Source organism: Ketobacter sp. MCCC 1A13808 (assembly GCF_009746715.1).
Classification (GTDB): domain Bacteria; phylum Pseudomonadota; class Gammaproteobacteria; order Pseudomonadales; family Ketobacteraceae; genus Ketobacter.
In genome coordinates this window covers 360,210-380,846 of record NZ_VRKW01000001.1, presented here as the reverse complement: position 1 = coordinate 380,846, position 20,637 = coordinate 360,210, and the positions used below count along the sequence as shown (strand labels likewise).

13 protein-coding genes are annotated in these 20,637 nt (G+C 51.0%); 7 read left to right on the top strand and 6 right to left on the bottom strand.

Features of this window, described 5'->3' with window-relative positions; genetic code table 11:
• Nucleotides 1-5: 5 nt before the first annotated feature.
• The gene (gene phrB, locus FT643_RS01740) at nucleotides 6-1,439 is read right to left on the bottom strand and encodes a deoxyribodipyrimidine photo-lyase (protein WP_198043242.1); all 1,434 of its coding nucleotides are present in this window, start codon (nucleotides 1,437-1,439) and stop codon (nucleotides 6-8) included.
• A 582-nt stretch (nucleotides 1,440-2,021) separates the two neighbouring features.
• Between phrB and FT643_RS01735 the strand changes: the two genes are divergently transcribed.
• From FT643_RS01735 to FT643_RS01725, 3 genes are read left to right on the top strand one after another with little or no spacing between them, the layout of a single operon-like run.
• Complete coding sequence (locus FT643_RS01735) at nucleotides 2,022-2,360, top strand: PepSY domain-containing protein (protein ID WP_156868951.1); 339 nt, start codon at nucleotides 2,022-2,024, stop codon at nucleotides 2,358-2,360.
• 6 nt (nucleotides 2,361-2,366) lie between these two features.
• Nucleotides 2,367-3,041 carry a response regulator transcription factor gene (locus tag FT643_RS01730; RefSeq protein ID WP_156868950.1) on the top strand — a complete coding sequence of 225 codons (675 nt, stop codon included), beginning with the start codon at nucleotides 2,367-2,369 and terminating at the stop codon, nucleotides 3,039-3,041.
• 3 nt (nucleotides 3,042-3,044) lie between these two features.
• Nucleotides 3,045-4,382, top strand: coding sequence for an ATP-binding protein (locus tag FT643_RS01725; protein WP_156868949.1), 1,338 nt, complete (start codon nucleotides 3,045-3,047; stop codon nucleotides 4,380-4,382).
• On the opposite strand, the gene FT643_RS01720 is transcribed toward FT643_RS01725, so the two are convergent.
• Nucleotides 4,365-6,776 (bottom strand): hybrid sensor histidine kinase/response regulator, encoded by a 2,412-nt coding sequence (locus FT643_RS01720; protein WP_156868948.1) that lies wholly within the window; start codon nucleotides 6,774-6,776, stop codon nucleotides 4,365-4,367. The genes FT643_RS01725 and FT643_RS01720 overlap by 18 nt on opposite strands.
• Nucleotides 6,777-7,120: 344 nt before the next feature.
• Here FT643_RS01720 and FT643_RS01715 point away from each other — a divergent pair, with 344 nt between their 5' ends.
• Both FT643_RS01715 and FT643_RS01710 read left to right on the top strand, forming a co-directional pair.
• A complete protein-coding gene (locus tag FT643_RS01715) occupies nucleotides 7,121-7,711 on the top strand; it encodes a hypothetical protein (RefSeq protein WP_156868947.1) in 591 nt (196 codons plus the stop codon).
• Between the two features lie 18 nt (nucleotides 7,712-7,729).
• Nucleotides 7,730-10,693: a Dyp-type peroxidase domain-containing protein gene (locus tag FT643_RS01710; protein WP_156868946.1), complete on the top strand. Its 2,964-nt coding sequence runs from the start codon at nucleotides 7,730-7,732 to the stop codon at nucleotides 10,691-10,693.
• Here FT643_RS01710 and FT643_RS01705 read toward each other — a convergent pair.
• From FT643_RS01705 to tcdA, 4 genes are all read right to left on the bottom strand, one after another.
• Nucleotides 10,679-13,783, bottom strand: coding sequence for an AAA family ATPase (locus FT643_RS01705; RefSeq protein WP_198043241.1), 3,105 nt, complete (start codon nucleotides 13,781-13,783; stop codon nucleotides 10,679-10,681). The two genes, FT643_RS01710 and FT643_RS01705, sit on opposite strands and share 15 nt — an antisense overlap.
• A gap of 874 nt (nucleotides 13,784-14,657) precedes the next feature.
• Nucleotides 14,658-15,866, bottom strand: a complete 1,209-nt coding sequence (locus FT643_RS01695; protein WP_156868943.1) for a GAF domain-containing protein — start codon at nucleotides 15,864-15,866, stop codon at nucleotides 14,658-14,660.
• Between the two features lie 152 nt (nucleotides 15,867-16,018).
• Nucleotides 16,019-18,019: a M12 family metallo-peptidase gene (locus FT643_RS01690; RefSeq protein WP_198043240.1), complete on the bottom strand. Its 2,001-nt coding sequence runs from the start codon at nucleotides 18,017-18,019 to the stop codon at nucleotides 16,019-16,021.
• A gap of 33 nt (nucleotides 18,020-18,052) precedes the next feature.
• Nucleotides 18,053-18,883 (bottom strand): tRNA cyclic N6-threonylcarbamoyladenosine(37) synthase TcdA, encoded by an 831-nt coding sequence (gene tcdA, locus FT643_RS01685; protein WP_156868941.1) that lies wholly within the window; start codon nucleotides 18,881-18,883, stop codon nucleotides 18,053-18,055.
• A gap of 134 nt (nucleotides 18,884-19,017) precedes the next feature.
• On the opposite strand from tcdA, the gene FT643_RS01680 reads away from it, so the two are divergent.
• On the top strand, nucleotides 19,018-19,314 hold the full coding sequence (locus FT643_RS01680) for an ArsR/SmtB family transcription factor (RefSeq protein ID WP_156868940.1): 297 nt from the start codon (nucleotides 19,018-19,020) through the stop codon (nucleotides 19,312-19,314).
• Nucleotides 19,315-19,350: 36 nt separating this feature from the next.
• On the top strand, nucleotides 19,351-20,631 hold the full coding sequence (locus FT643_RS01675) for a serine hydrolase domain-containing protein (protein ID WP_156868939.1): 1,281 nt from the start codon (nucleotides 19,351-19,353) through the stop codon (nucleotides 20,629-20,631).
• The last annotated feature ends 6 nt before the right edge of the window (nucleotides 20,632-20,637 follow it).

Below are 20,637 nucleotides of genomic sequence, written 5' to 3'. Positions count from 1 at the left end.
CAAGGTCAGTTTAATTGATCTTTGAACGCGGCCTTTACCTGATCCACCGCTGTTTTGTGATCGACGATCGGAGCGGGGTATCCGCAGGCTTCTCTTTGCGCCGCAGACGGGTTGTGAATCTGCTTGCTATTCAGCGTCGACAATTCCGGTACCCACTGTCGAATGAAGTCACCGTCGCGGTCAAAACGTTCAGATTGGCGCTGCGGGCTGAACACGCGGAAGTACGGAACTGCGTCTGCTCCAGTGGAGGCAGACCATTGCCAGCCCCCGTTATTGGCAGAGAAATCAGCATCCACCAGCTTCTGCATAAAATACGCTTCACCCAGGCGCCAGTTTACGAAAAGATGCTTCGTTAGAAACATGGCCGTAACCATGCGCAAACGGTTGTGCATCCAGCCTGTTTCGTTAAGTTGCCGCATTCCGGCATCGACCAGGGGATAACCGGTTTTACCTTGTTGCCAACATTGCAGTCGCTGGCGGTCGTGCAGCCAGGGTATGGCCTCGGTTTTGGGCTGAAAGGCGCAACCTTTGCTGAGATCCGGGTTTAAGCAGGTTAGGTGTTTATAAAACTCCCGCCAGATAAGCTCGTTGATCCAGGTTCGTATGCCTACACTGCCGGAATCCCACTCCATATTATTCGCAAGCAGAGCCTCGTAAAAACAGCGCCGGAGGGACAAAGCACCCACAGCAAGGTACGGTGATAAACGACTGGTACCGTCAATTGAAGGGGTATCGCGGGTTTCTTTATACTGTTCAATGGAACGCTGAACAAATGAATCCAATTGTTGTTGCGCCACCTGGCTGCCGGCGGGCCACCACTGATTTGCTGGTTGTTTTGGTGCCCAGGAAAGGATTTCTTCTTCTGCGGTGGAGTCCATCTCGACGGGTGTCTGTTTTTTGGGCGCAGAGAACGGCGTGAGTTCACAGTTTGAAATATCCTTCAGCCAGGCGCGTTTAAACGCCGAAAAAACCTTGAACGGAGTACCTGCACCGGTTAGTACGGAACCCGGTTTTAAAAGTGTTTGATCATGACTGAACTGAAGTTCGGTACCGGCCGCGGCTAATGCTTGCTGCGCAGAGCGATCCCGACGGATTTCGTTTAGTTCCATCTCACGGTTGGCAAACACCCGCGTTACATTGTGGTGTTTGCAGAGTTTGACCAGCGTGTTCACGCTGTCTGAATAAGTGGTGCAACGCAATGCAGCAAAGGTGATGCCCGCCTGTTCCAGATCCCTACGCAAGCTCACGGCATTTTCAAGTACAAACCGCAGCTTGGTATCGCCCGCATGGTGAAGCTTGTGCTGATCCGGCGTATAGAGATAAATGGCTAAGACTTTGCTGCCTGAAGAGCAGGCGGCCTGAAGTGCGGGATTGTCGAGGATTCTGAGATCGTTGCGAAACCACATTGCATGTAAGGGAGGACGGGCGTCCATCGGCATAATGTTAGGGGTCCTCGGCGCTGGGTTAGAATGATCCGGACATCCTAAGCGCACTTGAACCATGGGTCAATGGAGCCTGGCAATTTGGAAAGAGCCGGCAGGGCTACCGGCTCTTTACTCGCGGGAGGGAATAGGTGCGGGGTACTGCTTAACGTTGCTTATACTGCTTTCTGCTCTGAATGCACACAGCCTTGTGTCTAGAGCAGCGTCTCTGATGCGAAATAAACGTCGCGTCAGGCGAAATACATGTTGTCCAGATAATCTTTCAACGCGTTAAACGTTGCCGTTTGTTCCGGATGAGTGAGCTCGAATAAGAATGATGCGGAATCTTTAATACCCATGTCGTACCTCCAGTATTTATCTAGTCATCAGGTCAAGCCGTATTTGCTTCCCTACAGGAGAATTAGCAACACCTATGCCATAATTGATATAAACGCTAAGGTAATGAATTACCGCAATATTTTTCTAACTAGTCTATATATTGCACGGTAAATCCTATGACTCCATGAATCGAAACCGCGCAGTGGGTTCAGTTGTAGTTCATAATCGGTGCGCTAATCTAGGGACGAGGTAAAAAAATAGATGTTTAAGCTTGGTCTTTTAAGTCGTGGCAGTTGCGAAAGCGCTAACAAATGCACGTTACTGTTGGTTGGCGTGTTGGGGGTTAGCGCTCCGGCTGTGTCTGCGGTAAGCAATCCATTTTCTTTCGTAACCCATACGCAAGCCATACTCCGGTTGGCGGAGCTGGATAATGCCGGTGCGGCGCGTTTGATCGAAAGCCGGACCGGCGGCAGGGTCTTGGCGGTGAGCGAAGAAGAGCGTGGTGGTAGTCGGGTTTATCGGGTGAAAGTTTTGTTACCCGAAGGGCGCATCAGAACCCTGTTTATCGATAAACAGACCGGTGCCGTGCGGGAAGGGTGATGTGATATGCGTGTTCTGGTGGTCGAAGATGAACAAAATTTAAGGCAGCAATTAAAATCTGCATTGCAGCAAAAAAATTACAGTGTGGATTGCGGGGAAGATGGTGAAGAAGGTCGCTACCTGGCTACGGAATATCAATACGATGTTGCTATTGTTGATATCGGTTTACCCAAACTGAACGGCATTGAACTTGTGCGTGGTATTCGAGAGCAGGGTATTCGGTTTCCTATATTAATCCTAACCGCCCGGGGACACTGGCAGGACAAAGTTAACGGCCTGGAAGCCGGGGCCGATGATTATGTGGTTAAGCCGTTTGAAATCGAAGAAGTGCTGGCGCGATTGAACGCACTAATACGGCGGTCCGCTGGACATGCGTCTCCTGTTATATCGGTGGGTCCGATTGCCTTGGATACGTCGAGCCAGCAAGTCCGATTGAATAATCAACCGGTTGAACTCACCAGCTTTGAATACAAAGTGCTGGAATACCTGATGCTTCATCCCGGGGACGTGGTGTCGAAAACCGTGTTAACCGAACATATCTACGCCCAGGATTTTGACCGTGACAGCAATACGATCGAGGTTTTTGTTGGCCGGTTGCGGAAAAAACTGGATCCGGACAATCTCATCAAACCGATTGAAACGTTAAGAGGCCGGGGATACCGGTTTGCGCTGGAGCGTTAGGGTTTGCCGTCGCTAAGGATTCGGTTTCTGTTTGTTGCGGCCTTGATTCTTGCGGTGTTCTCCATGAGTGCGGGCTGGATTCTGCGGCAATCCTTTGAAGCCAGTATCCAGGATCGTGCCCAGGAACAGTTGAAACTGCAGATTTATGGGATGCTGGCGGCAGCAGAATTCAAAGATGGCCAACTCCAATTGCCGCAGCTGCTTTCAGAGCCACGCTTTAACCGTTTGCAATCAGGGCTTTTTGCACTGGTGTTTAAGGGGGAAGATCCTGTTTGGTACTCCCAGTCATACCTGTTAAATAATGTACCTCCCATTGAATTCGGCCAGCCTGGACGATGGAATATGGTTCAGTACGAAACCCCGGATAAGGCGCAGTTCTACCAGCTCAGTTTTACGGTTTTATGGGAGCACCAGGGCAAGGATTTGCCCTTTACATTTGTTGTTTGGGAGTCAGACCAACCCTACGTTGCCCAGATCCAGAGCTTTGAAGCGACTCTTTGGGCTTGGCTGGGCGGGCTCGAAATAGTCTCTATCGCTCTGGTTTTTTTCTTGCTGAATATTGGGTTCAGACCTTTCAGAAAGCTCGCCCGGGAATTGAGTGAAGTGGAAAACGGAGCCCGGCAGCAGCTCGTTAAAATCTATCCGGTAGAAGTGATGCCGGTAGTGCGTAACCTTAACCGATTGATTGAGCATGAGCGTCAGGTCAGGGAGCGCTACAAGCATAGCCTGGGTGATCTGGCGCATAGTTTGAAAACCCCTTTGGCCGTACTGAAAGGGGTTCGCCAGTCAATTAATCAGGATGAAGAAAGCGATAAGGTTTTTCTGCAGCAAATTGAACGCATGGACGAAATTGTCAATTATCAATTGCGTCGGGCCATTTCAGCGGTACCGAACCGCAGCGCACAGGGGGCGGTGTTGCTATCGGTGTACCACAAAATGGCCACCGTGCTCGGTAAAGTCTATGCGGAAAAGGCAATCGAATTTGAGCAGGATATTCGTCCAGGGCTGAGGTTGCCCTGGGATGAGGCAGATAGCCTGGAGGTGTTGGGTAATCTGATGGATAACGCCTGTAAATTCGGCGCCAGCCGCGTAAAAGTGAGAGGCTGGATAGCCAATGGTGCGCTTTGGATTACCGTTGATGATGATGGGCCGGGCATTGCAAAAGCAGACCGTAACCTGGTGTTGCGACGGGGGGCGCGTAAAGATGAGCAGGTCGCTGGGCAGGGTATCGGACTGGCTATTGTGACGGATATTGTTGAAAACTCAGAAGGTGACCTTAGTATTGAAGCGTCCGAAGCAGGTGGCGCACGGTTTCTGATTCGCTTAGATTTGGGGTGGTGAATTGTCGCCCTTGCTCAGCCAACGGTTGATGGCATTGATTAATGCCGACTGGTTAAAAGGCTTTTTAATGTAGTCGTTCATGCCGACCGCCAGACAACTTTCACGATCGCCCATATTGGTATTGGCAGTAACGGCAACGATGGGGATGTCCGCATTTTGGTTGCCCAGTTTTCTGATCAGCTTGGTCGCTTCGAATCCATCCATGATGGGCATTTGGCAGTCCATAAATACCAGGTCATACACTCTTCGTTCCATCATGGTCACGGCTTCTTTACCATTATTAGCCGAATCCACCTGGAAACCCAATACCCGCAGTTGACCTTCCATCACGAGCTTGTTTACGTAGTTGTCCTCCACCACCAGGATTTCAATGTCTTCGGGGTCGATGTCGTCGGCGATAAAGCCCAGTTGGTTGTCGGCCGCGGCTTCAGAGCGCTGCATGGGTAAGCTCAGTGTTACTTCTGTCCCTTTACCCACAACGGAATGAAACTCCATGGATCCATCCAATATACTGATGATTTTTTGGGACAGCGCCAGGCCAATCCCCAGGCCCCCTTTGCGGCGGGTAAGGGAGCCATCCGCTTGCTTGAAGGAATCGAAAATCTCAGACTGAAGCGAATCTGGAACTCCGCAACCGGTATCCTTGATGGTGAAAATTAGTTTAACCTGGTCACTGGCCGGTTCGGTCTCACTCAGGGTTATTCCCAGCTTGATCTCCCCTTGGTCGGTGAACTTGCAGGCGTTGTCCAGCAGGTGATCGAGTAACAACTTCAGCTTATCTTCATCAGCGTTGACGATTGTGGGTACGGTTTCATCCAGTGCGAATTCAAAGCCCAGGTTTTGTATAACCGCTCGTGAGCGGTAGTGCGATGCCGTGTCCTCAAGGAAATTGCGGATAGGGAAGGGGTGGTTATCTGCGGCTGCGATACCGGATTCAAGTTGTGTATAGGTCAGGATGTTTTCAATCATGCCCATCATGTCACGGCTGGAGCGTACAATCGTGGTCAGGTATTTATTTTGCACGGTATCCAGTTGGGTGTGCTCCAGTAGCTCGGACGCCCCGAAAATACCGTTCATGGGGGTGCGTAACTCATGGCTTACCGTCGATAGGAATTCATCTTTGAAGCGGTTGCTGGCGGCCAGCCTGCGGTTGCTTTCTTCCAGAGCTTTGTTGGCGTCTCGTTCAAATTGGATGCGTTCCGCCTGTAGCACATTGATACGGTCCCCCAATGCCAGTGCTAGCAATATGGTTTCCAGCAGCGCACCGATTTGTACACTGAATGCGGTTAGCAGATTGAGGGGGAATATACCGGATATGGTGAGTATCCAGCACATTGCGCCGATGATGACGCTGATCCAGGCGATCAGATAAAAGCGGGCTGTTTTAATGCCTCTTTGTATGCCCACGAAGCCAGCGCTGATCCCCAGCAGGCTAAGAAAAAAGGTCAGCATATTGGCAGAATTGGGCAGCATCACCTTGCCGGATACGATGATAAGGGCAATATCAGCCAAACTTACCAGCACCAGGAAGCCGAATGCTTTGTGCAACATGGGCATCAGTACTTTTGTTTTAAGAAACTCCTGACTGAATATGGCCCCTCCACTGACACTGAGTAACGTGATTATGAAATGGGTTTTATACGACGACAGCCAATCATTACGATAAAAAAGCAGATCGCGGAGCAAGCCATCGTGGGATAGCGTCCATAAGAATAACGTGACGATATAGAAAACATAATAGACGTAGCTCTTTTCCCTGGTGGACCAGTAGAGAAAGAGATTGAACAGCGCCATGACGATGAACGCACCATAGAATAGGGTGGTTATTCCCATGATTAAACGTTCGTGGACCAGTTGTTCCGGTGCGGTTCTCAGGTTAATTGGAACAAAAACCGGGGAATCGCTGTTCACTTCAATATAGAGAGTGTTAATACCTTCTGCGGGTTTAACCGGAAAACAGAACCGTGTGCAGTTGATGCGGGTATCTTTTTGGGTGTAGCCGGAGCGGATCTTGGAAACCAGCTGATCTCCGTTCATTTGATACAGGGTGATATGACTAAGGTGGGGGTAGCCTATTTCCAATATCAGGGGTAAAGCGTTTACATCAAACCGGGTCTGAAAGCGAAACCAGAAGGTGGAATGGGTTCTAGACAGATAGGGAGAATCAGAAAAAACCGGTTCAAATTGTTGTTGGGTGTCACGAGAGCGCACATCATCCAGGGTCAGGGTGCCTGAACTGTCCTCCAGCATATACAAATGGCGCCCTAACACCAGATCACCGACTTCATCAGCTTCAAGAGGCGAATAGGTCGGTGCAGCAGCCGCGCTGATTGGCATCAGCAACAGGAGCTCGAGCAAAATGCCCAGGCTAAAGGCTACTACGGTCTTTGACATTCACCCACACCTACTACTCTCGGAAAATCGGAATACCTATACAAAGATACAATAAACTCAGCGTCTTAAGTGTAGTTCGCAATTTTAAATAAGGTAATGAAATGTAGGTCATTTAGGTAAAAAATGAGTTAACCGGCTAAAATGTCTCAACTGCCGTAGCGGTCACTCTGTTGCGATTGTTTCGATAGCGAGTAGAATCCATTTATTAGCCACCGCTTTGGTGGCGCTGATGGTTAGTAAGGATACGCTCCTGCTCCAATGTGCATCGCTCGGTTTAGCGAATTATTTCAGCAATTTATACATCATGTCTGCTTGTATCGACACATTACGTAAGGGGATCATCCGTGGGAAGCGTTCAGGATTCTCGTTATCTGGGTGGAGTCAACGAGCTCACCATCATCACCGATATTAAAAAAGGCAGGACCCCCGATGGCGTACTGACCTATAAGCAAATGTTGCAACGCGTGCTGGATTCGGTTCAGAACCGAGAGGAAAGAGGTATCCCGACCCCCATCAGGCTTATCGAAACAATCCATTTTGCACGTTGGGTTATCTGGCAACACGGTGAATCCAGTAAGCTGATTTTCACTTCCAATTACGATGGCAGTATGTGGCAATACCTACGGGACTTCTCGAACACGATTGCTACCGATATTGATCGTGTCTGGAGCAACTGCGAGGGCTATCCGCCTGGCGGATGTCGCGATTTCGATAGTTTCTGGGCCTATGTGGTGGAGCATCAGGTTGCAACCAGCGCGTTCTATGCTGCGCTGCCTCAGCAAACTTTGCGCCGGCGGGATTCTTTGCGGCGGTTTAAAACCAACTTCGACCAGTTTGTGGTGCGTTACGGTGAGTCCGGCCAATCTGATCCAGAAGGTTTTTATAAGCAATTTCAGCAGTTTGTTCTGAGCAACCAATCGTATCTTAGTGAATAGAAACAACGGGGCAACGTTGTGAACACCACCGAATCGGCCATTCAGCTAGACGATATTCAGGCTCACGTAATCAGCAGTGCCAGACCTGCCGCAGCAAAATATTTCTTCTTCCATATCCGTGACCCTTCTGCTTTCTCAGCTTTTCTTGCAAGCGAGTTGCTGAATGGTTTGACGTTAAGTGAGTTCGATATCCAGCATCCGCAAGCTATTAGGCTGGCTGGGGATTATCAGTGCTTCACGAATATTGCTTTCAGCTTCAATGGCTTGGCTCGGCTGGGGCTGCCTCAAACGCTGTTGGACAAGTTTCCTGTGGCTTTCCGGGAGGGTATGGCGGAGCGGGCGCGATTTATAGGTGACAGCGGTGTTGATTCGCCTTCCGTTTGGGAGGGTTACTACGGGAATGCACATTTGCATGGTTTGATTGCAGTTAATTATATGCCCTGGTTGAAAGCGAAATGTGCCACGCCCGGAAAATTCAAAGCACCGGATCAATGGTCCGCGCGAGAGCAGGAGCTGCATTTCGAGAAAATCGATCGGTGCTGGAATGCCCTGTTAGATGGCGCTGCAACGATTCCAGGGGCAGAAATCCTGCAACGGGAACAGGCTCACGTGATTCGTTACGGCACCCGGTTGAAAGAGCACTTCGGGTTTGATGACGGCATATCGCAACCCCAGGTTGCCGGAGCCCAGGCATATTATGGCAGTGTCGGAAAAAAGCGAAGCAACGATGGTGAGTGGTATCCTTTGGCGCTGGGCGAATTCGTGATGGGTTACTATGATGAACTGGCGACGGCGAATCTTGGACGCCAGAATAGCCCGGAGGCCGATCCGACATTGCCGGTACCGGCAGATGCGATTGAACGTGCTTATCACGCCTTAACCATGAATGGTTCGTTTCTTGTATATAGGAAGCTTGAACAGGATGTGAAAGGATTTCGCGCATTCTGTGCAAATAAAGGCGGCAATGTCGTTGCGGAGCAAATGGTCGGTAGAAAATTAAATGGGGAGCCGCTAACGAAAAAGGCAACCGGAATCCGCGACAACCAATTTGATTTTGGTGATGATCCTGACGGAAAGGTCTGCCCATTCGCGTCCCACATGCGCCGCGTAAACCCGCGATTGACACTGACCCGTGGCGTCAATGAGGGCACCTTTCGTGTGGATCAGCACCGGATTATCCGCCGGGGCATGGCTTACGGGCCTTTTATCGAGCCAGGCACCCGGCCCCAGCAGGCGCCGGATGCGGTTCGTGGGCTGCATTTTTTTTGCTATAACGCCCGACTGGATTCCCAATTCGAATTTATCCAGAAAAACTGGATCAATAATTGCGACTTTATGTATTTCCCTTCTCCGGTCGTGGACCCCATAGTCGGAAATCGGCAGCAGGGGGGCGCCTCTTCGTTTCCTGTTGATCAGGAGTCGATGCCTGTTAGCGGTTTGCAGCAGTTTGTTTTCGTTCGGGGAGGGGAGTATTTTCTAACGCCCGGCAAACGCGGATTAGCCCGGATTGCGTCACTAGCAGAAACCACTAACCCGTTCAGGGTGTTCAAGCAGAGAATTGACCCGTTTGATCCAAATGAGTCTGACCCATTGGAGGTTGCTCGCTATGTGGATTCAACAGAACTGATCCAGGGTAAGCGTTTTGTCAAGCTGTGGGTGGATAAAGAGAACGGAGCGCGTACCCCTTATTACTATTTTGCGCATCGTCAGGAGTTGAACCGTATCCTGTCGCTGCCCAATCTGTTCACCAATGATCTTTATCGAAAGCGAATCAGCGCTCTTACGGGGTCGGATATGTTGTTATCTTCGCCCGTCTCTCAACAGCGGGCGGAGCGTAAGGAACGATTGCAGACCTTGCTCAGACCGGCGCTTTCGATGTTGGATCGTATATTGGAACCGGAACTGCAGCGTGCCCGTAATATACTTCGGAAGACACAGTCTATTGACTTGGTCGAAGGCTTGTCACGCAGACTTCCACTGGCGGTGATTAAGGCGTTTTACGGAATCCGGCCGGTAACAGCAGAACAGGGGGCGCCAGTTTCCCGTACTCAGATTGCACATTATTTTGATCGCTCGGATTTTTCAATGTTGCCCGCGGCGTGGCAGGAAAACTACGCGCAACTCGGTTTCAAAACAACCGAGGATGACACGTTTTTGTTCTGGGTCCGTATGTTGTTTCTGGAGGTTTTCCTGAATCAATACAATGTTCCACACATTGCGCATCTGGCAATTAACGCCGCCAAAGAATTTGTACCCGTTATTGATCACCAAATACGTCAGGCGATAGAGGGGACCAAACAGCCCACGGTGTTGCACGGATTAATCGAACTGTATCAATCCGATGACAATATTAATGATGCAGATTTGGTGGCAACCGTTCGGCAATCAATGCTGGAGTTTATGGTCGGCAGCACCGACACAACGAGTAAGGGGATTGCATTGGTAGTGTCCACGCTTTTGGGGATGGGGCAGGATCTTGCCGCAGGTATCTGTGCTATGGCGCGGGGCTCGGACGAGTGCACCCGTCTGCTGACGTCTTGGCAACAAGGTGCCCGGGATGACAAAACCGAAGCTGCCATCGATACTTTGCTGAATCCGGTTATTACGGATTGTTTGCGCTTGAATCCGGTGGCTCCGTTGGTGCCAAGATATTGTACCAGTGGAGCAACTTATACCACCACATTGGGCGATGTTCTGAATATTGAGCCGGGAGCGGTCATCTGTTTGCTGCCTCAGGTAAGCATGGCGGCGACGCTGAGGGAGGCCGCCGTTAATGGCGTGCCAGCACCGGATAATGAACCCCTTATATTTTTGGACGGGACACCTCATGCCTGCATGGGGGCTCACATTGCGTTGCTGGAAATCAGGCAAGCGTTGAAGTTATTGCTGGAGTTCAAAAACGTTCGGCCTGCCGCCGGCAAAGCAGGCCTGATGCAGGAAAAATACAAAATGCCGGCCAGTATGAGTTTACGTTGTGAGTGAGCCGGTCAACCGCTTGAGTAAATTAAAATGCTCAAAATAATAGGGGTGGTCGATTCTCTGGGCGTATGAGTGCGCCATATCCAGGTAGGTCAGGCTGGTGTCGGGTTGATTGTTGCGGAATTGCATCTCACAGGCAAATGCAGACGCTCGATATCCCAATAATGCCATGCGTTTCTGGTTCGCAATGTCCAGTGCAATATCAACGAGCTGAATACTGTGCACACTCTGGTTAAGTGTGGCCTGCACTTTTGCCAACTGCAGGCTGGACCAACCGTGATGCGCCTTTTCGTTGGTTTCTCTGGTTAATGTAAAGGCTTTTTTGGCGTAGCCAAGTGCTTTGTCCGGCTCATTCAGGTTCAATTGAAGATCTGTCATGGCTTTGTATAAATAAAACCAGGTGTAGCGCCCCCCTTTTCGGTAGCAGGCGGGTTGCAGTGCCTGCTCAAGCAACTGCGCGGATTGAGTCATCTTATTGCACCCGACCAGGGCTTCCGCGAGTTTAGCCGAGACAGCAGGAACCATGGTAAGAATGGCATATTCTTCACATATACGCAGAGCGAGCTGCAGGATTTCCCGCGCCTTCTCAAACTCGCCGATGGCCAATAAATAGTAGCCATGGGTGTCGTAAATCATGGCTTGGGAATAGGGGTGCTGCGCACCTTCGGCAATCTCGATACCGCGCCCAATGACCTGTTTAGCCTCCGCGAGCCGGCCCAGTTCCACCAGGCTATTCCCATAAAAGGTGCGGCAGAAAACCGATGGATAGCCGGTCCAGCCCAGACGACTTACTTCCATATCGCCGGACAAGGCGCTGACGATGGTTTTTTCCAGAGCAATGCAGTCATCAAAGTTGCCCATGGCATGATGAACCATGGCAAGGTTGTAATTCGCTGCGATTCGCAAGGGGGTGTGATCAATTTCGTGGGTCAGTGCCACTGCGCGCAATGATGCATCGAGGGCTTCCGGGTGCTCGCCAACCATCCATAGCGCGTTGCTTAATTGGCAGAGTATTGAACAAGTGCGGCGAGGTTCCCCAACTGCATCACACAGTTTTTCAGCTTCCCGCAAATCCCGCACCAAGCGATCTTGTTCCCCCAACGGAATGAGTGCATTCATACCCACGGCCAGAAAATCAATGCGCTGGCCAAGGGTGTCGTTGTTTAAGGGTAAATGACGCAGAGCTTCCAGCCCGCGATCCAGGAGCAACACCGCTTGCTGATGCGAGGATCGCCCTATTGCGTGATAACAGGATTTAAGATAGTACTCTACCGCTTTGTGCCAGTATTGGCCCAGATACGCATGTTCTGCCAAACGATAGATATGCTCTTCCAGCCGTTCCTTATACAGGGACTCCATAGCATTGACCAAACTGGCGTGGGTCAGACGTTTGCGTTCCCGGGGAATGGTGTCGTAGGTAACCTGGTGAACCAGGGCGTGTTTGAATTCAAAGTCATCCGTTGGCGAGTCCCCCAGGCTAACGATTAAACCGGATTCAATTAATTCATCGATGGCTCGTTTGGCGTAATCTCTTGGGATATCGGTAATGTAGTCCAGTAAAACGGAAGAAAAACGCTGCCCAACAGCAGAAGCCGCTTGCAGGATATTCTTGGCTAATTTGGAGCGTCGGTCGATACGGGTTGCGATGACCGAGTGAATGGTGAGAGGCAAAGATTTGGGCAACGTTGCCAGGGTGGAGGAATATTTACCGGGTCCGCCCCAAATTAGGTTGCTGTCCATCAGGTGATGGATCATTTCTTCTATGTACAGCGGGTTGCCTTCACAGCGTACGCTGATTTCGTCACACAAGGGCACGATGCCGGGATCCGTTCCCAGTACACCCTGCAAGTAGTCGTTAGATTCGTGCGCAGTGAAGGGATTCAGCTCGATTATTACCGCGTTGTTCTCCAGCCAGGGGGATTGGTATTCCGGCCGGAAGGTGACAATCAGAAATAACGGGTGGTCATTTACAACTTCAGCAATCTGTTCCAGTAAGGTTTGGCTTTCGGCGTCAATCCAGTGCAGATCTTCCAGTACGATCACCAAGGGGCAGGCATCGGCAATGATGCCAAGCAGGGTTCGGAAAGCATCACGCGCCTGCTGTCTTTTTTGCACCGGTTCGAGACTATTCCAGCTTTTGTTTTGGATCGGCAAATCCAGCAAGAAGTGGAAGGCTGACAAAGAGGCGCTGAGAACGTCTCCGTAAACGCGGATCCGGTCTCTGAGTTTTTGTGCGATCTGCAGCTGCGTATCGGTTTCCAGAACATTCAGCCAGTTGCGTAATAAATTGGAGAAGGGCAGATAGGATGCATGGCGGTTATGGGAATCACATCCCGAGCGCAGCACCTGAAACTGTTGTAGATCGATAATTTGTTCAAATTGCGATAGCAGACGGGACTTGCCAACACCGGGTTCTGCACAGATAGCGACACAGTGTCCTTGTGGCAGCGGTGCATCCCGCAAATATTTGTAAAGTTGGGTCAGTTCTTGCTCGCGACCAATAAACGGGGAGTCATCCAAAAGGCGTTTTTCGCCGTCGGTTTGATAGATTTTGCCCTGTAGCTGATAAACCTCAACCGGTTGTTCCAGGCCTTTTATATTGGTCAGTCCCTGATCCAGTACTTTGATGGACTTTTTGGCCAGATTAAAGGTTTCCCGCGAAATGATGGCGCTGTTCGGGGGCGCCAGCACTTCCATTCGATGCGCGAGATAAACGGTGGGCCCCAGGGCTTCGTAGTCGACCGAGAAATCGTTATAGAACGGTTTCATCAATACTTCGCCAGAATGGATTCCGATGCGCACGGCGATTTGCGTCTGTTCGAACTCGGCCTGAACCGCATACAGCATATCCAGCCCGGCGTAGCAGGCGCGGGTGGCGTGGTCTTCATAGGATACAGGGGCACCAAAGATCACCATCATGCCGTCGCCATCCACTCGGTTGATCATGCCTCCGTATCGGTGAGCGCATTGCTTAAGACTGGTTATGGTGGGGTCGAGGTAGTCGGTACTTTCTTCCGGTTTGAGCTTATGTATCAAGTGAACAGAGTTGGTAATATCAACAAAAAGAATGGAGACTTTTTTAAGTTCGGGCATTAGGTCCCGGGTGTTAGGGGCGGGCGTAGCCTGTTCGCCCGCTTCTTGTGAGGGATTCAGGACAGCACCACAGTGGTAACAAAAGGTGTGAAAAGCCGGATTGTCAGATCCGCATGATAGGCAATGCATAAAGCTCTCGAATCCCGTCCGTTATAGACTCGTGCTGCTTGAAAGCACCTCGTGCCCCATTAGATGCGAGCGGGGCGATGACGTAAGGGAGCTAGTATAAACTGCCCAATATAGCTTGCCAATGTAGCCTAGTTTGCAGAAGTTTGACAGAAAATGACGGAAAAGCCCTGGAAGGTGGACGGTATTGGAGCTGTGATTGCAGCCGGATTACAGGTTGTTAATACCACAATGGTATCGCCAGTGCTGGTTCTGGATGAGGAAACATGAGCGACACCTTCATACGCTAACCAGGCTTGAGCTGCGGCAACGGCACTTTGAATATCGGAATCGAATGAGGGTGCTAACATAAACGTGTGTCTCGCAGGCTGACTAGGAACAGTACAAATATCCCCTGATATTGCTCAATGAGACCAAAGTGTGTGCCTCAAAGTGGGTAAAAAAGTGCTGGCAAGGGGCTCGCATCCCTTACCAGCACATACTGACCTTGCCAGAGCGTCCGTACTCATGGCCAGCGTGGTGCTCTCATAGTTTTGATCCCCGGATTAGCACTCCGGGTCGGATGCTCGGGAGCAGAGGGAATTCGCCCGCTTCCAGAGCATCTGGCTACATAGTAGTTGTAATTCTGGATAATTATTATGGGCAAAATGCCACCCTATTTTGTGACAAATTACCAGAATGACGGGATCGTATTATTTTTGATTGGGGGCAGTGCGTAACACTGCACATCGATGGCGCAGCCTAAAGGCTAGCGCTGAGCCCTGAAGCCCGGGTTCTTTTCCTCGCTTACGGGGTGCAGTAACAGATCATTTTCCAGAGTCATTGCCGCGTAAGACGCCAGTGCTTTGACGATCGGTTCCAGCCTTGGCGCGAAAGGCACGACCTCCTGGGTGAACGCATTGCGGGCATTGATTAATTGCATGACCCCAATCACTTCCTGTTCGTGGTTCATTAGCGGGACACTTAGAAAAGATCGGGAGGTGTAGCCGTGCTGTTGATCGAAGCTTTTCATACCGGAAAAATCGAACGTGGTGTTGTTGTAGGCATCGTCAATATTCACCACTTGCTTGCTGATGGCGGTGAAAGTAGCAACGTTATGCAGGTTGGCTTCGCCGTTGATTTCCAATAGTAATGGAGCGATGGTGTTTGCTTCGCTTTCTGCCGGGGATAGGCTCAGGTTTAGGCTGGTGTTTTTTAATGCGACAAATTCCAGCCGCTGGGGGGGGTGCTTGCACAGCCAATAGATAGTGGCCCCGTCGGCCCGACTCACCCGCATGGCTTCATCCAGTACCCGTTCAAAAATGGCATCTGCCGCTTTGGGCTGTGATAACCGTATCAACAGTTCGCCTTCCGACTGTTCTAATTTGGCGCTTTCCAGAATCGTCGCCAACAAGGACGCTAGTGCTTCCACGATGGTGATCTGGCTCTCACTGTAACGCGCGACGGTGCCGGAAAGTGGGTTTTGCGGATTAATAAGCTGAATGACGCCCAACACTTTTTGGTTGGGCTTGGCGACCGGAACCGACAGCACCGAACGGGTTTTATAATCGAACAGGTCATCAAAATTTTTGATGCCACTGACATTGAATTGGTTTGTGCAATAGGCATCTTCAACACAGACCGATTTATTTTGCAGGGCACAATAGGCAGCAATGCTCTGTGTTTGGCTGGTATCCGAATCGCTGGGATGTATGTTAATGGGGGTCAAGGCGGATTGGCCCGGCTCACAAAATTTCTGATTTAATCCCAACGATTTGTTTTGCGCCATAGCGAAGTCCAGGCGCATACCTTCTTCGTCTTCTTCCAAAAGGTATAAGGTGGCGCCATCGCAAAATGTGACGTTTTGGCATTCGTCCAGAATGCTGCCGAACAACTTCCATTTGTCGGTTTCATTGGATAAGGAACGGGTCAAATGAATCAGTCGCCAGAAGAAAGCATCCTGATGAAATATGGACATGACTAGAACTCTTCAAGAATCTGTTTTGAACAGTGTAGTACGTCCGGGGAAATCCCGTGGGTCGGAACCGCTATTTGGATCACACCTGGGTTTAAAAGCGCCTATAAGCGAGATGCTTTTGTGGATTTGGTCACAAAAGCATCGATGTGTGATCAAACCCGTTTGTCGATTGCTCTGCGTAGCGGCGAGAATATCATGAGTAGGGCGAGGCTGAGCCAGCCGAGCCCGCCACCGCCACCACCGGACGCCGCGGGTGCGACGATCGGAATTGGGGGCGTGTCGATCAGTATGTCGGCTTCATTGCTGGTGCCAGTATTGCCATCGCTGAAGGTGGCAGTGACCCGGTAATAGAAGCGGTTGCCGTCGGTTAGCGTGGTGTCGGTGTAGGTCTGGGTGTCCGGAGCCAGGTTGGCGATAATTTCCCAGTTGCCCTGATTGATTCTTTTCTCAAGGTTAAACCCGGTCTCATCGTAGGATCGGTCCTGCCAGGAAATGGTGGCGGCAGTCTCATTGCCACTGACGGTCAAATTAATCGGAGCCAAGCCTGGCTGGGGGCCTTCAATAGTCGAGTCAAGTTGGTTGTTGGTGGAGTCGGTCTCGAACAGATTTTGCCCGTTAACGATATTAACCCGTTGTTGCAGAGAGATTTCCGGGCCTGTTGGATTGATCGTCAGGTTTACCGGTGTTGTTGCTTCCGGGTTAGATAACGTACAACTATAGGTTTGATCCGCATTACTCAAGGTGCAGGCTGTACCGCCGGTCGTCACCGCGGCGAACGTAGCGCCACTGCCGCTCAGGGTGCCGGTGACTGCAACCGTCGCGAGACTGCTGTTGCTTTCGAAATTGACGTCGTATGCGGTGCTAAAGGGTTGCAGTGAGCCGACGTTTTTCACCGTATCCGTTCGTTCGCTGAGGGTTAAGTCAAAAGGCAGATCGAAACAGTCTTCAATTCGGCTGATGGCATTGATGTTGGCTTTTAGTGCGTTGCGGGAGCAGATCGAAAACTCATCCAGGCCGGATGTTAGAAAGGGCCCCATGATGAACTCATCGTCGCTGCAGTTTTTCGCAATCGGGTTGTCGTCACCGTCGTGCAGAAAACCGAAATTGTGCCCGATTTCGTGAGCGACAGTCAGTGCGGTGAAGGTGATTTTTTCGTTTTGGGATGAGCCGGATACCTGTGATACACCGGAGGCGATGGGCGTACATAATCTGGGCTCATCAAGTCTGCCACTGTCCGAGTAATCCGACGTATAAGCAAGACCGATGGCTGAATCACCGCTGGATGTGAAATCACGGCCGGTAATAAAATGCATGACCGAATTCGTATTAACATCGTATTGAGGTCTCGGGTCATTGATACGGGCAATACCCAGGTTGCTGAGCACTTCATCAATTTCAAGGCTATTCCCCAGCGTATCGCCCGCAGTGTAATCGATATTGATGCGATTGAAGATGATATGAAAGTTTTGCTTAAACAGCAGGTCCACGTTTTCCAGAATTGCAATGGCCTGAGTTTTAAAACTGGTGCCAAAATGTTCGGTTCTGAATTTGGTATCAAAAATGACGGTCAGCTCGGCGACCAGGCAGATACCATCGACCTGGGTGCTGCAAATGGAATCGTAGTTTACCTGGCTGGCCAGCATGGTGGCCAGCGACGCGCTCGCGGGTTGCGATTGGTATTGCTGTGACTTTTGCTGAAGTTGCTCCGGCAGCGCAGGGCTACTGCCACATTCCCCGAGGGGCAACTCTGCTGGAACCGGTGTGGCTGCATAACGTTGTTGCAGCAATGCCTGCGGTTTATCGTCGGTCAGATCGTTAATGAGTAAAACCTGATCCCGGTGCAGTAGCATACCTTGCCATTGCCCGTCGATTTCAGTAACCCGGCCAACACTGAGCGGGTACTTCTGTAGATGGATATGGTAATGCGGGTGGGAATAATCTGCTGGGTTCACGCCGTATTGATCCAGCGACCGGGGTTCCAGCACGACTTCGTAGGCGTCGGAGCCGATGAGCATAAACTTGCTCATCGGTTCTGAATCGGCGGCCAGGAGCGGGCTGCATATCACCGCAAAAAGAAAACCTAATGTCGCACGGAAAAGAAAACGTTTGCTCGATGCATTGCTAAGGGGCGATGCGGAAAACTTCAATTTCATTATCATTATTCTCTGCGCGGCTCAATGTCCGGCTTACTGATTTATTAATGTCCCTTTGACGGAACCGGTTGTACGAGCTTTAGACAGGTGTCGGGTAATAATACGCGAACAAGCGACAAATCCAAAACTGGCAGTGACACAGGTTGAGGCGCCGATTCCGCCGCTGCAATCCAGCCGCAGACTATTTGTTTCCTGGCGCTGCGGTCGGCTGCTGCAGACGCTGCCATCGGCCTGAGGAAACATCAGGGGCTCATCAGAATAGACACACTCAATACTGAAGCGACGTTTAAGGTTACTACTATAACCGTGGTCTTGGCGCAATTTTTTGCGCACTAGTGCCAGCAGGGGGTCTTGCTCGGCCCGGGTCAGATCGGCATAGCGAATCCGGGTCGGGTCGATCTGGCCACCGGCCCCGCCAACTACGTAAACAGGGATTTTATTGCGTTTACAATGCACTATCATCGCTACCTTATGTTTCACTGCGTCAGTCGCATCTAAAACGTAATGGAATCGAGGGGTTAGCTTCTCTGATACGTTTCCTGCAGTGACAAAGTCGGCATCCCCGTGGCACTTTAATTCAGGATTAATACTGAGCAGACGGCGCACCATAGCATCCACTTTCAACTGCCCATAATTATCTGCGGTGGCGTGGATCTGCCGGTTGGTGTTTGAGATGCAGATATCATCCAGATCCATCAGGGTGATCTCACCTATCCCGGAGCGGGCCAGCGCTTCAGCAGCCCAGGAGCCGACGCCGCCAATACCCACAACACAAATATGGGTGTGTTGCAGTATCTCCAGAGTGCCCGCACCGTATAGGCGTTCGATGCCTGCAAACCGATTTAGATATTCCTGTGACGGCATAGATACTGCAACCTTCTTGCTCGCGAAATAGGGCCGCATTATAAGATAGGGCTAATGCGGGGGATAGCCTGTTCGGTAATCTGCTACAATTCTATACTTGTCACATTATGATACTCAGATGAAGAGGCCGGTTGATGGACGACCGTATATTGGCGAAGGCATTCAAAGCCTTGTCTCACCCTAACCGACTGCAAATGTATACCGAAATCTTGCGCCAGCAATCGTTGGATTCGAAAGATTTACGGGGCTGCGCACTAACCGACTTTATCAATGCGTTGAACATAGGCGCACCCACCGTTTCCCATCATATCAAGGAATTGGTCAACGCAGATTTGATCCGGGTGGAACGTAGCGGCAAATTTGTTAAGTGCTACCTGAATGAAGGGATGTGCAAGCAGTTAGAAGGTTTTTTCTGTCAGGTTAACCCGTAGACCGGACGCCGTCCGGATGCTGTATGGAGAAGGCAAATGCAATACGAAGGCTATGTACATCCCGGCTTTACATCGGTCGCTGCGGAATTTATGCGGCATATCCGTGACGACGGAAAAAGTGGTTCTGCTCTTTCCGTTTATCATCATGGGCATAGCGTTATTGATATTTGGGCAGGCAAACGTGACGCGTCCGCTGCGCCCTGGACAGAAGATACCTTGGCATTATCGTTTTCCACCACTAAAGGCGTGGTGTCGACATTAATGCATATTCTGGTCGATCGTGGTGTATTGGAATACGACCAGCCAGTTTGCCATTACTGGCCAGAGTTTGGTGCAAACGGTAAAGGTGGCATCAGCATCCGGCATCTGCTGACTCATCAAGCGGGTTTATACAACATACGCGACCTGATAGGCGATGCCATGCAAATGACCGACTGGGAGTATATGACCAGCCGCCTGGCCCAGGCGACGCCTTCCCACAAAGCGGGCGTGGAGCATGGCTACCATGGATTGACCTACGGCTGGCTGCTGGGAGAAACCATGAGCAGAGCCAGCGGTAAGAATTTTGCTCAGCTACTGCAGTCGGAATTAGTGGATCCCCTGGGTCTGGACGGTATGTACGTGGGTTTACCGGAACAGGAGATGCATCGCCGGGCGATATTGACCGCTTATCCTAAACGATCGGTTGAAGCCTCAGAGTCGGGAAGAGTGCGTCGTAAGCCCAGCATGCAGAAGCGGATACGGGGACAGATGATTACGACCGGGCTGCAAGTGCTAGGACTGGATGCGCGGGATCTGGCGAATGGGCTGGCACCCAGAGGGATGAGCCGGTTCAGCTTTAACGATGAACGGGTGGTCAAGAGTTGCATTCCGGCTGCCAACGGCATGTTTACGGCACGTTCGCTGGCTAAAATGTATGCCGCGATTGCGGAGGGCGGGGAGCTGCAAGGGGTGCGTCTTATGACACCCTTCCGGGTGCGGGAATTGAGCCGGATCCATAGCCGGAAAATAGACAAGGTGGTGCCGATACCGATGCATTGGCGGCTGGGCTACCACCGGGTCTTTACCCACGGGCCCCGCACTCCTCATGCCTTCGGACATTTCGGTTGGGGCGGCTCCGGTGCTTGGGCTGATCCCTCGCGAGGCCTGAGTATGGGGTTCACTGTGAACAGCAGCGGTGCTGCCACTTCACCGTTCGGTGATACCCGTTTAGCTTTTATAAATAGCGCCATTATCCGGGCCGCAGAGCATGTGGACGGTCGAAGAGGGCCGTTTCACAATACCCTTATTGAGCGTTTTTATGACCTGGTAAACTGACTCCCG